10 protein-coding genes and 1 pseudogene are annotated in these 16,345 nt (G+C 44.6%); 8 read left to right on the top strand and 3 right to left on the bottom strand.

Features of this window, described 5'->3' with window-relative positions; genetic code table 11:
* The first annotated feature begins 298 nt into the window (after positions 1 to 298).
* The 5 genes from FNL97_RS15070 to nikC all read left to right on the top strand — a co-directional run bounded on the left by FNL97_RS15070 (position 299) and on the right by nikC (position 5,903).
* Positions 299 to 1,324 carry an ABC transporter ATP-binding protein gene (locus tag FNL97_RS15070; RefSeq protein WP_143416068.1) on the top strand — a complete coding sequence of 342 codons (1,026 nt, stop codon included), beginning with the start codon at positions 299 to 301 and terminating at the stop codon, positions 1,322 to 1,324.
* Positions 1,290 to 2,255 (top strand): ABC transporter ATP-binding protein, encoded by a 966-nt coding sequence (locus tag FNL97_RS15065; protein WP_143416067.1) that lies wholly within the window; start codon positions 1,290 to 1,292, stop codon positions 2,253 to 2,255. The genes FNL97_RS15070 and FNL97_RS15065 overlap by 35 nt, the downstream gene beginning before the upstream one ends.
* A 49-nt stretch (positions 2,256 to 2,304) precedes the next feature.
* Positions 2,305 to 3,912 carry an ABC transporter substrate-binding protein gene (locus tag FNL97_RS15060; protein ID WP_373467256.1) on the top strand — a complete coding sequence of 536 codons (1,608 nt, stop codon included), beginning with the start codon at positions 2,305 to 2,307 and terminating at the stop codon, positions 3,910 to 3,912.
* Between the two features lie 67 nt (positions 3,913 to 3,979).
* Positions 3,980 to 4,984 carry an ABC transporter permease gene (locus FNL97_RS15055; RefSeq protein WP_062678468.1) on the top strand — a complete coding sequence of 335 codons (1,005 nt, stop codon included), beginning with the start codon at positions 3,980 to 3,982 and terminating at the stop codon, positions 4,982 to 4,984.
* Between the two features lie 19 nt (positions 4,985 to 5,003).
* Positions 5,004 to 5,903 (top strand): nickel transporter permease, encoded by a 900-nt coding sequence (gene nikC / locus FNL97_RS15050; protein WP_012749204.1) that lies wholly within the window; start codon positions 5,004 to 5,006, stop codon positions 5,901 to 5,903.
* Positions 5,904 to 5,940: 37 nt separating this feature from the next.
* On the opposite strand, the gene FNL97_RS15045 is transcribed toward nikC, so the two are convergent.
* Positions 5,941 to 7,002 (bottom strand): FUSC family protein, encoded by a 1,062-nt coding sequence (locus tag FNL97_RS15045; RefSeq protein ID WP_012749205.1) that lies wholly within the window; start codon positions 7,000 to 7,002, stop codon positions 5,941 to 5,943.
* A 307-nt stretch (positions 7,003 to 7,309) separates the two neighbouring features.
* Here FNL97_RS15045 and ltrA point away from each other — a divergent pair.
* Positions 7,310 to 8,350: pseudogene (gene ltrA, locus FNL97_RS15040) on the top strand (group II intron reverse transcriptase/maturase); the annotation flags it as partial.
* A 73-nt stretch (positions 8,351 to 8,423) separates the two neighbouring features.
* Here ltrA and FNL97_RS15035 read toward each other — a convergent pair.
* Positions 8,424 to 12,893, bottom strand: coding sequence for a glutamate synthase-related protein (locus FNL97_RS15035; RefSeq protein ID WP_143416351.1), 4,470 nt, complete (start codon positions 12,891 to 12,893; stop codon positions 8,424 to 8,426).
* A gap of 252 nt (positions 12,894 to 13,145) precedes the next feature.
* Positions 13,146 to 14,441 (bottom strand): glutamate-1-semialdehyde 2,1-aminomutase, encoded by a 1,296-nt coding sequence (locus tag FNL97_RS15030; RefSeq protein ID WP_143416066.1) that lies wholly within the window; start codon positions 14,439 to 14,441, stop codon positions 13,146 to 13,148.
* A gap of 112 nt (positions 14,442 to 14,553) precedes the next feature.
* Here FNL97_RS15030 and FNL97_RS15025 point away from each other — a divergent pair, with 112 nt between their 5' ends.
* Both FNL97_RS15025 and FNL97_RS15020 read left to right on the top strand, forming a co-directional pair.
* Entirely contained in the window at positions 14,554 to 15,558 is a 1,005-nt protein-coding gene (locus FNL97_RS15025; protein ID WP_062678455.1) for an ABC transporter ATP-binding protein, read from the top strand.
* Positions 15,551 to 16,342, top strand: coding sequence for an ABC transporter permease (locus tag FNL97_RS15020; RefSeq protein ID WP_143416065.1), 792 nt, complete (start codon positions 15,551 to 15,553; stop codon positions 16,340 to 16,342). The genes FNL97_RS15025 and FNL97_RS15020 overlap by 8 nt, the downstream gene beginning before the upstream one ends.
* Positions 16,343 to 16,345: the final 3 nt, after the last annotated feature.

Below are 16,345 nucleotides of genomic sequence, written 5' to 3'. Positions count from 1 at the left end.
AAATAAGAGTTAGAAACGGTCTTGCAAAGTTGTTAAGGCCGTTTTTTATTTAGATAATATGAACCTCTCCCTCCTTTTCTTTGTTTATTAGTAGGAAAAATATTATTATTTTAGAATTAGGAGGAAGAGAATTTTTACACGCTGTAAGACTGTTTTTTATTACTATTATTTTTTCTATTTAGATAATTTTAATTTTTTGTAAATATTATATTGTCTTATCGAAATTTTCGTGGCATAATTTTGATTAAAATTAAAAAATAAAATATTCTATCAATTCCGTTAGAAGAGAGGTGAAATAATGGCAGATGCACGAGTGCTGGAAGTAAAAGGATTGAAAACATCTTTTTTTACGGATGAAGGAGAAATTCCCGCCGTTGATGGCGTTGATTTTTACATAAACGAAGGGGAAATTTTAGGAGTCGTCGGAGAATCAGGATGTGGAAAAAGCGTCACCTCGCTGTCGATTATGGGCTTATTGCCGAAAGGGGTCGGGCGCATCGTTGATGGCGATATTATCTTCAAAGGTGAAAATCTCGTTCATGCAACGGAAAAGCGGATGAAGCAAATTCGCGGCAATGAAATCGCGATGATTTTCCAAGAACCGATGACCTCATTAAATCCGCTATTTACGATTGGAGACCAGCTAATTGAGGCGATTCGCATACATACGAAAATGAGTAAGAAAGAAGCGAAAGCAAGAGCCGTCGAGATGTTAAAGCTGGTTGGCTTGCCGCGAGCAGAACAGATTGTCGATGAATATCCGCATCAGCTCTCTGGCGGGATGCGTCAGCGTGTGATGATTGCGATGGCGATGGTATGCAATCCATCATTATTAATTGCTGATGAGCCAACAACGGCGCTCGATGTGACGATTCAGGCGCAAATTTTAGCGTTAATGAAGGAACTGAATAAAAACTTTCGCACATCGATTATGATGATTACGCACGATTTAGGGGTAGTCGCTGAGGTATGTGAACGCGTGATCGTCATGTATTCAGGAAAAATTGTGGAAGAAGGCGATGTACGGACGATTTTTAAAAACCCAAAACATCCTTACACGATCGGTCTCATTCAATCGGTGCCGGATATTCGGACAAAAAAGGAACGATTATATTCCATTCCGGGAAATGTGCCAAAACCAGGATCGGTTCGGCAAGGATGCCGTTTTGCCGCAAGGTGCGAATATGCGTTTGACCGCTGTTTCCACGAAGATCCAGAATTATATGAAGCGGGAGAACGAGGGCATCGTGTTCGCTGTTTTTTGCCGCTCGGAGAGGAGGAACGAAATCGTGAGCGAACCGCTGTTGCAAGTGAAAGGTCTTAAAAAATATTTTCCGATTACAGGAGGAGTATTTGGAAAAAAAATCGGTGAAGTGAAAGCGGTCGATGATGTCACATTTACCGTTTACAAAGGAGAAACGCTCGGCATCGTCGGGGAAAGCGGCTGCGGCAAATCAACGACCGGCCGGATGCTTCTTCGCTTAATTGAGCCGACAGAAGGTTCGATTGTATTCGAAGGAAAAGAAGTGACAAAGCTATCTAAATCGGAATTACGGAAAATGCGGCGCGATATGCAAATGATTTTCCAAGATCCTTTTGCATCGTTGAATCCGCGCCATACGGTTGAAAAAATATTGGAAGAGCCGCTCGTGGTCCATGGAATAGGATCGAAAGAGGAAAGAAAAAAGCGCGTGCAAGAGATGCTCGAAGTCGTTGGGCTTGGGCGTTATCACGCGAAGCGGTATCCTCATCAATTTAGCGGCGGACAGCGGCAACGTATCGGTATTGCAAGGACGTTAATGACCAACCCGAAGCTCATTATCGCCGATGAGCCAGTATCGGCGCTTGACGTGTCGATTCAAGCGCAAGTGTTGAATTTGCTAGAAGACTTACAAAAAGAATTTGGGCTTACCTATATTTTTATTGCCCATGATTTAGGGGTTGTCCGTCATATTAGCGACCGCGTCGGCGTAATGTATTTAGGTCGTCTAGTCGAATTGGCTGATAGCGATCAGTTATATGAATCGCCAAAACATCCGTATACGAAAGCGCTGCTTTCCGCTGTTCCGATTCCAGATCCCGAATATAAAAAGGAAAGCCAGCTGTTATCAGGCGATTTGCCAAATCCCGCAAATCCGCCGCAAGGGTGTGCATTTCATACGCGCTGCAGCGCTTGCATGGATATTTGCAAGCAAAAGCGGCCGGAGATGAAAGAAGTAGAAAAAGGCCATTACGTTGCTTGCCATCTTTATTAGTCATTGGCAAGCAACGAAATGATAAAAATGAAATCTAAAGGGGGAACTTATGGTGAGGAAAAAAATATGGATAACATTGCTTGCATTGATGCTTGTATTGTCCATGGCACTAGTTGGCTGTGGAAAATCAGAAAAGACAAGCAGCGGTGAAAAAGGCAAATCATCATCTCAAGACACGCTCGTATATGGACGCGGCGGTGATTCCGTCTCGCTCGATCCAGCTACGGTCACCGATGGCGAATCGTTAAAAGTGACGAAAAACATTTTCGATACACTGCTAGATTATAACGATGGCGATACAACGGTAAAACCGGCGTTAGCAACAAAATGGACGATTTCCGATGATGGATTGACGTACACATTTGAGCTCCGCAAAGGCGTGAAGTTCCATGATGGAACGGATTTCAACGCGGAAGCAGTCGTATTTAACTTCGAGCGTTGGGCGAACGGCAACGCCGAAAAATTCCCGTATTACGGCTCGATGTTTGGCGGCTATAAAAACGATGAAAGCCATGTCATCAAAGAAGTAAAAGCAGTGGACGATTACACGGTTCAATTTGTGTTGAAACGTCCGCAGGCTCCGTTTTTGAAAAACATTGCAATGCCGCCGTTTGCGATTGCCAGCCCGGCAGCGATTAAAAAATCTGGAGACAAATTTGGCGAAAATCCGGTTGGAACTGGTCCATTCGTCTTTAAAGAATGGAAACGAAACGAGCGCATTGTCCTTGAAAAAAATAAAGATTATTGGGAAAAAGGCTATCCAAAGCTTAATCAATTAATCTTTGTTTCGATTCCGGATAACTCTGCTCGCCTAAATGCGCTATTAAAAGGCGAAATTGATTTAATGGAAGATTTGAATCCGAACGATTTGAAACAAATTGAAGGAAATAAAGATTTGCAAGTTTTTAAACGTCCATCGATGAATGTTGGTTACGTCGGATTGACGACGACGAGAGGACCGTTGAAAAACAAATTAGTCCGTCAAGCATTGAACTATGCGGTGGACAAAAAAGCGATCATTGACGCATTTTATGCCGGCCAGGCGGAACCGGCGAAAAACCCGATGCCGCCGAGCATTCCTGGATATAACGATGAAATTCAAGATTATCCGTTTGATTTGAACAAGGCGAAAGAATTACTTGCAAAAGCAGGCTATCCGAACGGTTTTGAAATGGAATTATGGGCAATGCCAGTGCCTCGTCCATATATGCCGGATGGCAAAAAAATAGCGGAAGCACTTCAAGAAAATTTCGCGAAAATTGGTGTAAAAGCGAAAATTGTTACGTATGAATGGGCAACGTATTTAGAAAAAGCAGCAAAAGGGGAAGCAGATGCGTTCTTGCTTGGTTGGACAGGAGATAACGGTGACGCGGACAACTTCTTGTACGCGCTGCTCGACAAGGACAGCATCGGCAGCAACAACTATACGTATTACTCAAATGACGAGCTTCATAAAATTCTAGTCGAAGCGCAAACGATCAGCGATGAAAATAAACGGAATGACCTTTACAAAAAAGCGCAAGAAATTATCAAAGAGGATGCACCATGGATTCCGCTCGTCCACTCGACGCCACTGCTTGCTGGGAAAGCAAACATTAAAGGCTATAACCCGCATCCGACCGGTTCGGATAAATTTACAAAAGTTGAATTCGAATAACAACGTGTGGAGGGGGAGGAGTGCATCCTTCCCTCTTTTTTCATGATCGGTGAAAGGAGTGACAGAAGTGCTTTCTTATACAGTAAGAAGAATATTAATGGTCATTCCTGTATTATTAGGGATGTCTCTTGTCGTTTTTTTCATGATTCGCGCGATTCCGGGCAACCCTGCTCAAGTCATTTTAGGGCAAAAGGCAACGAAAGAAGCGGTTGCCGCATTAACCCATGAGCTCGGATTAGATCAGCCGTGGTATGTTCAGTACATCAAATATTTAGGCGGATTGCTGAGAGGAGATTTAGGAGAATCCATTCGAACAGGAGCGGCCATATCAGAAGAAATTTGGCCATATTTAGCGGCGACCTTAGAACTTTCATTAGCGGCAATGATCATCGCCGTTGTGATCGGGGTGAATGCAGGAATCATTAGTGCTTGGTTTCAAAATTCGTGGTTTGACTACATCGCGATGGTATTAGCTTTAATTGGTGTCTCCATGCCGATTTTCTGGCTTGGGCTGATGGAACAATGGGTGTTTGCGATTCAATTAGATTGGCTGCCGACATCGGGACGCGAAGAAGTACGAAATCCAATTGAACCGATTACCCATTTATATTTAATTGATACGCTCCTAGCAGGGAATACTGAGCAATTTATGCAAGTCGTGCAGCACTTAATTTTGCCAAGCGTAGCGCTAGCGACGATTCCGATGGCGATCATTGCCCGGATTACGCGTTCAAGCATGCTCGAAGTGATGAAATCCGATTATATTCGTACGGCAAGAGCAAAAGGATTAAGCATGTTTTGGGTCGTGTACAAGCATTCGTTAAAAAATGCCATTATTCCTGTATTGACGGTAATAGGTTTACAGACAGGCTTATTGCTAGGTGGCGCGATTTTAACGGAAACGATTTTCAGCTGGCCAGGCATCGGCCGCTACATTTACGATGCGATTGGATACCGTGACTATCCGGTTATTCAATCTGGGATTTTAGTAATCGCAACGATTTTTATTTTCATTAATTTAATTGTAGACCTTCTATATGCAGCGATTGATCCGCGCATTAAATATAACTAATTAAAGGGGGAAAGCGGATATGGCGGAACTAGCCCGTAATCAAACGCCGATTCACGCTGTGGAAGAAAAGGAAGAATCTGCTTCCCTGTGGAAAGAAGGATGGCGCAGATTTCGGAAAAATAAAATGGCCCTTGTCGGATTGGGAATTGTTGTCTTTTTTATCTTGCTGGCGATTTTTGCTCCACTGCTTGCGCCTTATGACTTTAAAGAACAAAATTTAGCAGAGCGGCTGCAGCCGCCTTCATCCAAACATTTATTTGGAACAGACGATTTTGGCAGAGATATTTTCTCACGTGTCATTTACGGGGCAAGAATCTCGCTATGGGTCGGATTTTTCTCCGTGCTCGGCTCCGTTATTGTCGGCTCGATGCTTGGCATTATTGCAGGATATTACGGGCGCTGGATTGATGGAATTATTTCGCGCTTGTTTGATATTATGCTTGCGTTTCCAAGTATTTTGCTTGCCATTGGGATTGTCGCGGTGCTTGGACCTTCCTTGCAAAATGCGCTGATTGCAATTGCGGTGATTAATATCCCGAACTTCGGACGATTGATTCGCTCGCGTGTATTAAGCATTAAACAAGAAGAATACGTGATGGCGGCAAAAGCAATTGGGATGAGCGATATGCGCATTTTGTTCCATCATATTTTGCCAAACAGTATGGCACCGATTATCGTGCAAGGCACACTGGCGATTGCAACGGCCATCATCGAAGCGGCCGCCCTCGGATTTCTCGGATTGGGGGCACAGCCTCCGAATCCAGAATGGGGGAAAATGTTAGCGGATTCGAAAGACTTTTTGACACAAGCACCATGGACGATGATTTTTCCAGGGCTTGCGATTATGTTAACCGTGCTTGGTTTTAACTTGATGGGCGACGGATTGCGCGATGCGTTGGATCCGCGCATGAAAAACTAATAAAAGAAGGCTATCTCTTTTAGCGGAGATAGCCTTTTTAGTGACTAGCTAAATTTTTTACTAAGGCAGCATCATGATGATAATGTTGGAAGCTGTCAATCAATTTATCAAGATGTTCTAATTGTTCGCTATAATCGATAATCGCTCCTATTAATGAAAAGAGGTAATATTCGTTTTTTTGCTGGTGATGTGCGTAAAATGCTTCGATTAAACGTGTTCTTTCTTGATGGGTTTCCATCGCTGTTTCTGTACGAGGATGACATTTTGTTTTACCAATAAACTTTAGCAATATTTGTTCATGGTAATGAAGCAGACTGTCTAGTTGTGAGCGGATGGCTTGCTGCAACTCAAGCGGCATGTGGTACAACTCGTTTTCAAAACGATGAAGAATTTTTAATGTATCGAGCGCTCTGTTTGCGACTACGATCATTTGCCGATATAGCACAAGTTTTCGTGATTTTTGAAAACGATTTTTTCGCGAGTACGTGCGCTCTTCTTTATACATTAAGTAAAGATGCTCGAGTTTTGTCATATCTTCTTTCATTTTTTCAATGTCTTCTTTTAAAATATGGTGCTCGGACGCATGCCTTATATGGATGCGAATCCATTTTAAAATATTTTCCGTGTTTTCATTAATTTGTGCATATAGCCTTTTTTCATATTTTGGAGGAAGAAAAATTAAGTTGACGATAAAGGCAGCGAATACCCCGAGCATAATGGTGGAAAACCGGATAACGGCAAATTTGATAAACTCTCTGTCAGTATATTCCATAATCGCGATAACGGTAACTAATGCTACCGATATCGTTGACTCGAGGCGCATTTTTAAGCAAAGAGCGATAACGATCATGAGCGTAAGGCCGATAATGAACGGGTCACGTCCGAACAAAAGAACAGCAATAATGGCAAATGCAGCGCCAATGATATTGGCTTGGACTTGTTCAATCAATGATAAATAGGAACGGTAAATCGTCGGCTGCATTGCAAAAACTGCGGAAATTCCCGCAAATACAGGAGAGGGAAAGTGTAATAGGGATGCTAGAAAAAGCGCTAATGTAACGGCGATTCCTGTTTTGAAAATGCGGGCACCGAGCTTCATTGTATGTTCAAACCTTTCCTCCTTAGTTCTTATAAACAATTTAGTACTATACACGCTTTTATATATGATATCAAGTGGAAAATATACATGAAATGTTTTTTAAATGACGAAGGGAAACGTATGATGCTTGCTAACTGGGTGTTTAAAATCTCCTCTGTGCAAATAGAGGTGCGAAAAAACAAATGAAAAGATAAAAGGCTACATATACAGTTTAGCATGTATAAACACAGGTGGTAAAAAAATAGATATGACGATTTTCGGTCTAGGTGATTATATGAGGCGGTTAATAACAAAATTCCTGTTCAAAAAGTTACTAGGAATCCCGACCGTGACAGACCGGTTCATCCAACAGGCCATCGCCCAAGTGCTCACGCCGATCTTTGACCCATCCTTTTCGGAACACAGCTACGGGTTTCGTCCCGGTCGAAGAGGACACGACGCGGTGAAAAAGGCGAAGCAGTATATTCAGGAAGGATATACATGGGTGGTAGATATCGACTTGGAAAAGTTCTTTGATCGAGTCAACCATGACAAACTGATGGGGATATTAGCGAAACGAATTCCAGACAAAATCCTCCTAAAGTTGATACGGAAGTATTTACAGGCAGGGGTCATGATCAACGGGGTGGTCATGGAAACACAAGAGGGGACTCCACAAGGAGGGCCGCTCAGTCCACTTTTGTCCAACATTCTCTTGGATGAGCTGGACAAAGAATTGGAAAAACGAGGGCACAAATTTGTACGGTATGCGGATGACTGCAATATCTACGTAAGGACGAAGAAGGCCGGGGAACGGGTGATGAAATCGATCACGGCATTCATTGAAAAGAAACTCCGGCTGAAAGTCAACGAAACCAAATCGGCAGTGGATCGACCGTGGAGGAGAAAATTCCTCGGTTTTAGCTTCACCCCAAATAAGGAGCCAAAAATCCGGATCGCAAAGGAAAGTATTCGGCGCATGAAGCAAAGGATGCGCACCATGACGAGTCGATCGAAACCGATTCCCATGCTCGAGCGAATCGAACAGCTCAACCAGTACATTCTGGGATGGTGTGGATACTTCTCGTTAGCAGAGACTCCAAGTGTGTTCAAAGAACTAGATGGATGGATTCAACGAAGGCTGCGCATGTGCCAATGGAAAGAGTGGAAACTTCCGAGAACCAGAGTCCGAAAACTGCAAAGTTTAGGAGTGCCCAAGCAGAAAGCATATGAATGGGGAAACACTCGGAAGAAATATTGGAGAGTGGCCGCTAGTCCCATCTTGCATAAAGCCCTTGGCAACTCCTATTGGGAGAGCCAAGGGCTGAAGAGTCTTTATCAACGATATGAATCTCTGCGTCAGACTTAATGGAACCGCCGTATACCGAACGGTACGTACGGTGGTGTGAGAGGACGAGGGTTAATCACCCTCTCCTACTCGATCATTCTGTTGAAACGGAAGGATCGGCTTGTTCTTTTGTCGGAATCACCTGGAAGAAATGGTTTTCCGGTTTTTCAAGAAGCGGCTGTAATGATTGCACTTCTTCGTGCTGACCGTGTTCTTTTAATAGTTCAATGTATTTCGATAACAATTCTTGTACATCCGATTTTCCACGTTCGTTCAGTGGCTCGAGGCGTACTTGCGCTCCTTTTGCGATGCGGCGTTCCAATGCCGCCTTCGTTAACCCCATTTCCGGTTGGTGGCGCAAGTAGACGACTCCACCTGTCATTCCGGCGCAAATCCATGGACCTGGGTCGCCAAGAACAATGCCGCGTCCATTTGTCATATATTCGAAGGCAAATCCTTTAATGTTCGCACGTGTGCCGATATTTCCATGTTCTTTTTCCGGAATCGGTGTTGTCACTTGGCCGCCGATGATCATATCCGCACCAGACAGACGAATGCCAGCGCGTGCGTCCGCGTTTCCTTGCGCGATGAGCAAACCTTTTTGCGCCCCGTATCCGAAGCCTTTGCCAACGGAGCCGTTATAAAATTTTCCGTCTTTTCCCTTTGCTTTCAAAATGAAAATGCTGCCGCCAAACGCGGTTTTTCCAACGCCGTCCTGTCCGCCGCCGTCGACATGGATATGGATGCCGTGAGTGTTGTAAGCGCCGAGCCCGTTTCCAGGAATCGAGCCGTTTTTGTAGCGCAATGTGACATCTGGCAATTTTTTGTACGATCCGTCGAGACGACCGCGCACGCGGTGGCAAGAAACACGGCTGCCGAGAACGCGCTGTTCAGATGTGACGGTCGTAAATTCACGGGAACGATGCAAATCTTCCACATGGTAATCGAGATATTCCGCCCCAGCAGCAACGAGCAATGATGGTTCCTCTGCGCTTGCAGCTGCTTCTTTTTGCGCCATTTGCTCCACTTCAAGCACTTCAAGCAAGTTTGATAGATTCATTTGCTCTAGTCCTCTTGTTTGCTCTAATAAGTCAGAGCGGCCGACGATATCTTGCAGGCGAGTAAATCCAAGAGAAGCTGTTAATGCTTTTAATTCGTTTCCAAACGCGGTGAATAAGTTGACTAATCCTTGCACTGCCGTCTCGAATTGCCGCGGAACAAAACGGCGCAATCCGTGTTCTTTTGCTTGCGCAACCGATTCGATTTGAGTGGCGATTCCGACATGGCACGTATCTAAATGACAGCCGCGGCACGTCGTACAGCCGATCGCAATCATCGATAGCGTACCAAAGCCGATGCGGTTGGCCCCCAGCAACATCACTTTGAGAACGTCAAGTGCGCTTTTAATGCCGCCGTCCGCCCAAATTTCGACTTTGTTTCGCAAACCGGCTTCAAGAAGGGCGTTATGAGCGGCCTTTACCCCGATTTCCACCGGAAGGCCGACATGTTGCAGCGCATGGATGCGCGCCGCTCCGGTTCCGCCATCGAAACCGCTTAGTGTAATAATGTCCGCTCCCGCTTTGGCGATGCCGACCGCAATCGTCCCGATGTTTGGCACGACCGGCACTTTGACGGCGACTTTTGCTTTGTCGTTTGCCGTTTTTAATTCAGCGATCATTTGTGCCAAGTCTTCAATCGAATAAATATCATGGTTATTCGATGGAGAAATTAAGTCCGAACCGATGGTTGCGTTACGCGCTTCGGCGATTTTTGCCGTTACTTTTGACCCCGGCAAGTGGCCTCCTTCACCTGGTTTTGCTCCTTGGCCGATTTTAATTTCCAATAGATTCGAAGAGTTTAACAGTTCCGCGTTCACTCCGAAACGGCCTGATGCAATCTGCTGGCCGCGAGTACGCGGGTATTTGCCGAGCATATCTTTAATTTCGCCGCCTTCGCCGTTTAAGCTGACCATGTTCAAGCGGTCTGCCGCTTCCGCATAAGCGCGGAACGCCACTTCGTTTTGCGAACCGAACGACATCGAAGCAATGACGAACGGCAGGCTATGTTCGCCGATACTAATATCGACTTTTTCGACAGGAACTTGTTTTTCCGTTTTCTTTATATCTAACAAATGGCGAATCGTTGTCGGTGTTTCGGTTTCGAGCTCGTTCATTTTTTCTCGATAGTTATCATATGATCCTGTTTGGGCGACCTCTCCAATCGCCTTCCAAATGCGAGGGAAGAGGTGGAACGTTTTTCCCGGCTTGGCGTTTTCGTTGGCGTAGTCTTCGGCACGGGAGATTGCGTCTTGTTTCAGTGCTTCGAAATCGTATTTCAACGAGTCAGAGCCAAAGAAGTTGACAATGTTTAATACATCGGCGATTTCATCATGCAGACCAATCGATGAGAAGAGGCGGCTGTATCCGCGCAATTCGTGAATGCCAATCGTTGAAATCACTTTTTCTAATCCTTTATTGAGCGCTTTAAATAGGTTGGCAACAGGTGCAGTCGACTCTTCCGACGCAACCGTCGCAAACATGAGATAAGGGCTGATCGCGTTTGCTCCTAATCCATAGGCGACGACAAAATCATGAAGGGAGCGAATCGCGCCGGAACGAAGCAAAATGGAACAATCGCGGCGCAAGTCTTGTTTTGTTAACGATTGATCGATGGCCGATGTGATGAGCAGCGGGTCAATCCATAAGTTTCCGTTTTGATGTGCTTCTGCATCATCAATGACGAGCAAGGTCTTGCCGGAACGAACCGCTTCACATGCTTCGTTAGAAAGACGCTCTAGCGCCTGCGGAATGTTTTCTTCCGCCGTAAACGTCGCCGACAGGACGTACGCTAATTGTTTTTCTCGGAACGAATGAACAATTTGGTCGTACGAAGGATGATGTAATTCTGTCGCGCAGTCGTTTCCGATTTTTCCTTCGATGAGAATCGGCGAGCTTAGCTCGATAACATATGACGTTTCTGTTTTATCTACGAGAGATGGCCGTTTTCCAATGATAGTTCTTGTTGAAAAATGTTCCATTTCACGGTCGCGGTCAATGGCTGGATTGGTGACGACGGCGACGCTTTCTTTAATGAAATCTGCGAGATTTTTCCGATTCGGATTAATAGCCGCAAGCGGCGCGTCATGACCTAACGAGCGAATCGGCTCCGCACCTTTTTCCGCCATTTGTTCTAAAAGTTGAATATGTTCTCTGTCCCAGCCGAACGCGGCATATTGACCGTTATGCACTTTTGTCGGGGCAAAAGTAAATACGTGATTTTCCAGTTTCGGAACATCGAGACGTTTTCGGAGGTTAGTAATGTCAAACCGTTTCGAAAAACGGGCATATACTTCTTCCTGAAACTGTTCGTATTCCAACACTTGAATGACGCCGCCGAACCATGTTAAGCCGATTTTTTCCCCTGGTGCGAGCGGCTTTGGTTCTCCCGTATATTCGCTTGCCGGAATGATTCCTGGTTCTGACGCAAAAACAAATCGTTTTTCCGTTTCTAATTTCCAAAGTGGGCGTAATCCGAGCGCGTCGACGCTGAAGACCGCTTCGTCCCCGTAGCGGGAGATAATTGCTGCCGGCCCTTGGGCGAAATGCCCCCATGATTCGCGGATGTACGTATACAAGTCTTGGAGGTGCTCTGGATACGCTTTAATTTCATTCACAATAGGCGGGAACAATATATCCATCGCTTCAAATAAGCTATAATCATAACGGCAGATAAGCGTTTCCATCGTCCGGTTTAAATCTTGGGAGTCACTGCCGTCATTTGTCAATGGGACACCAATCATCACTGCTTCGTCACGCAGCTTTGCAATTGTGTTAATTTCGCCGTTATGAGCTAATACGCTAAACGGCTGAACGCGGAAAAAGTTAGACAGCGTATTGGTCGAGTAGCGGTTATGTCCTAATGTCATGGTCGATGCGATAAACGGATGGGCTAAGTCATGATAGTATTTTGGCAAAATATCTCCGGCTCCCATCACTTTATACACAACGTGAAAATTGCTTAAAGAGGCAACATGAACATTTTCATCTTTCTCGATTTCAATCATTAGATCAAACAATCGTTTTGTAAGCTGCGCATTGTCGCTTGGCAATAAGGCGACTTGCCAAAATACCGGTTCTTGCCGAAGCGCGATTGGGCCTAACGCACTGGAGGAGGTCACACGGTCAGATTCAAAAATCAATGAAAAACCTGTTTTTTTGAATAACTGTTTGATCTTCGTTTTTATATGGTCTACATCAGCAGACCGATCGATGAAAAGATGGCCGACGGTAAAACTTTCGTCGTTTGCTATTTCTGGATTTTGACCAACGTTTGCGAGTTTTTCCATCCAAAGTTTTCTTGGAATATCCATATGAATGCCGACGCCGTCTCCCTCGCCATTAATAAATCCGGCGCGGTGATTCATTTTGACAAGCGCGTCAATACATGTCATAATGTTTTCTCGGGTTGGAATACATCGTTTTTCGATAGCGGCGACAATGCCGCAAGCATCATGTTCTACTTGATGAAAGTTTTTAAAATGGTTAGGGTTCCAACGTTGTCTCATAACGTAAGCGGCGCCAAAGCGGGAACGTTCCTGCTTTTCGCCATTCACCTCCCGTGTTGAATAAACATAAGCGGCAATTTTGATCTTAATTTTCAGAATTTATAACCTATAATATCATGATTGCATATCCAAATCAATTATTTATTCATTTTCTTGGATAATTATATTCATCATATTTTATGTTTTTTGCAAACGTTTTCAACAACTTAACAATAATCCCAGGAGGGGATTCCTCCTGGGATTATTGCATAATTATTCATTTTTTAATTGTTTAAATGCATTTTCCACCGCTTTGAGCGTATATTCCACGTCTTCTTCGGTATGAGCAAGCGTAACAAACCATGCTTCATATTTGGAAGGAGCGAGGTTGATGCCTTGCTTTAACATAAGCTTAAAGAACTTCGCAAACATTTCTCCATCGCTTCGTTGGGCTTGTTCATAGTTTTCGACTTTTTCTGTTGTGAAGTAGACGGTGAATGCACCTTTCAAACGATTGATTGTTATAGGAATGCCGTATTTGTTTGCGTGAAGAAGTATGCCTTCTTCCAGCATCGCGCCGAGCTTGTCAAGATATTCGTACACGCCGTCTTGCTTGAGCACTTCAAGACAGGCGATACCGGCAAGAATCGACGCTGGGTTTCCTGCCATCGTTCCTGCTTGGTATGCCGGACCGAGCGGCGCGACTTGTTCCATAATGTCTTGGCGGCCACCATATGCACCGATTGGCAGACCGCCGCCAATAATTTTTCCAAGCGCGGTTAAATCCGGTTCGATCCCTAATAAATTTTGCGCCCCGCCGTACATAAAGCGGAATGCGGTAATCACTTCATCGTAAATGACGAGGGCTCCCGCTTGATGGGCAATTTCATTGATTGCCTCTAAAAAGCCTGGTTTTGGTGTAACGATCCCGAAGTTTCCGACGATTGGTTCCACAAGCACAGCGGCAACTTGGTCTCCCCATACGTCCATCGCTTGTTTAAACGAGTCGATATCGTTGTACGGCACAGTGATTACTTCTTGGGCGATGCTTTTTGGCACACCTGCGGAATCTGGAGTTCCTAACGTTGATGGACCGGAGCCGGCAGCGACAAGGACAAGATCGGAATGTCCGTGATAACAGCCGGCAAATTTGACAATTTTATCACGGCCCGTATAAGCGCGCGCCACGCGAATCGTGGTCATGACCGCTTCCGTTCCTGAATTGACAAAACGCACTTTTTCTAAAGACGGAATCGCTTCTTTTAACATTTTTGCAAAGGTAATTTCATGCGGCGTGGGTGTGCCGTAAAGGACGCCAGTTTCTGCGGCGCGCTGAATCGCTTTTGTAATGTGTGGATGGGCATGGCCAGCTATAATTGGTCCGTATGCCGCCAAATAGTCGATATATTTATTGCCGTCAACGTCCCAAAAATAAGCGCCTTGCGCGCGTTCCATGACGACCGGCGCTCCGCCGCCGACCGCTTTATATGAGCGGGACGGGCTGTTGACGCCGCCGACGATATGCTGCAATGCTTCTTGATAAAGCTGTTCTGATTTCGTAAATTGCATCGTTCAAATCCTCCTATTATTTCATTGCCGATTTTTATTTTAACATAAAGCATACCATTTGTTTCGGGATGTGACTTCAGATAAACTATTGCCTATGTGGAGGGAGTGTAACATGAACGTCATTGAAGTAGAAAACTTAAGAAAAGAATTTAAATCGTATTCAAGCCGCTCTGGCTTAGTCGGAGCGTTTCGCGATTTATTTACCCGAAATTATAAAATCATCCGCGCTGTCAATGATATTTCGTTCACCGTAAAGCAAGGAGAAATGGTTGGCTATATCGGCGAAAATGGGGCAGGGAAATCGACAACGATTAAAATGCTGACGGGAATTTTGACGCCGACATCCGGAAAAGTGATTGTCAACGGCATGAATCCGCATAAAGAGAGGGAAGCGTTCGTTCGAACCATCGGCGTTGTGTTCGGGCAGCGCTCGCAGCTTTGGTGGGATATCGCCGTCCAAGAGTCGTTTCGACTGTTGAAAAAAGTGTACCGTGTATCGGATCAAGACTACAAAGAACATATGGAACATGTCATTGAAACGCTCGATATCGGTCCTCTGTTGGACAAGCCGGTTCGCAAGCTGTCGCTTGGACAGCGGATGCGCTGTGAGCTGGCCGCTGCGCTTATTCATAACCCGCCGCTTTTATTTTTAGATGAACCGACGATTGGCTTGGATGTGCTTGTAAAACTGAAAATCCGTCAGTTTTTAAAAGAAATTAATGAGAAATACAACACAACCATTTTATTGACGACCCATGATATTTCCGATATCGAAGCGTTGTGCGAACGCGTCATTATGTTGGATGAAGGAAAAATCATTTACGATGGCTCACTGCAAAAGCTAAAAGAGAATTGGGGAGAAGGGAAACAAATTCAATTTACATTCGCAAGCGAAATTACGTTAGATGCTTTAAAGGAACTGACAGACGATTTACAAGTAACATGGAAAAAAGGGGAGCAAGCAAACGTCTGGACAGCAAATATAGCGCCATCGCTTCTGCCTGAAGTCATTAGCCGCGTTGTTTCCCGCTATTCGATTCAAGATATGAATATTAATGAAATTTCTACGGAAGAAATTATCCGCAACATCTATGAAGAAGGTGTTGTGCATGGATAAATATATCGAAATGATTCGCATCCGCTTTTTAATGATGCTTGCTTACCGGACGAATTATTACACAGGTATTCTCATTTATGCTATTAACATCGCGGCGTATTATTTTCTTTGGTCGGCGATTTATGGCGGCAAACCGACGATGCAAGGCATGTCGATGGAGCAAATGACAACGTATGTCGCCATTTCGTGGATGGCGCGGGCGTTTTATTTTAATAATATCGACCGTGAAATCGCCATGGAGATTAAAGAAGGAAGAGTGGCGACAGAGCTTATTCGTCCTTACAGTTATCTCGGAATGAAAACGATGCAAGGATTAGGGGAAGGAATCTTTCGTTTGTTGTTTCTTTCGCTTCCAGGAATTTTTTTTGTTGCTTTATTTTTGCCTCTCCGTTTTCCAACGGATGTTCATACATGGATGTTTTTCACATTGTCGATTGTCTTTAGTTTTATTATTAATTCGGAGTTGAATTTGCTTGCAGGCATCATCACATTTTTTACCCTTAACAATGAAGGATTATTGCGCGCAAAGCGATTTGTGATCGACTTGTTTTCCGGGCTTATTCTGCCAATCAGCTTTTATCCGGATTGGGCGCAAGAGGTAATGAAATATTTTCCATTTCAAGGAATTAGCTATATTCCAAGCATGATTGTGACAGAAAGCTTTCAAGGTCAAGCAATCATCGATGGCCTTTTGTTTCAGCTTGTATGGTGTGTGCTGTTGCTCATCCCGATTCAGCTGTTGTGGCGAGCGGCGAAAAAACAGCTTGTCATTCAAGGAGGGTGAGTG

It is taken from the genome of Geobacillus sp. E263 (assembly GCF_007197795.1).
GTDB lineage: Bacteria > Bacillota > Bacilli > Bacillales > Anoxybacillaceae > Parageobacillus_B > Parageobacillus_B toebii.
This window is presented reverse-complemented; position numbering and strand designations above follow the sequence as displayed.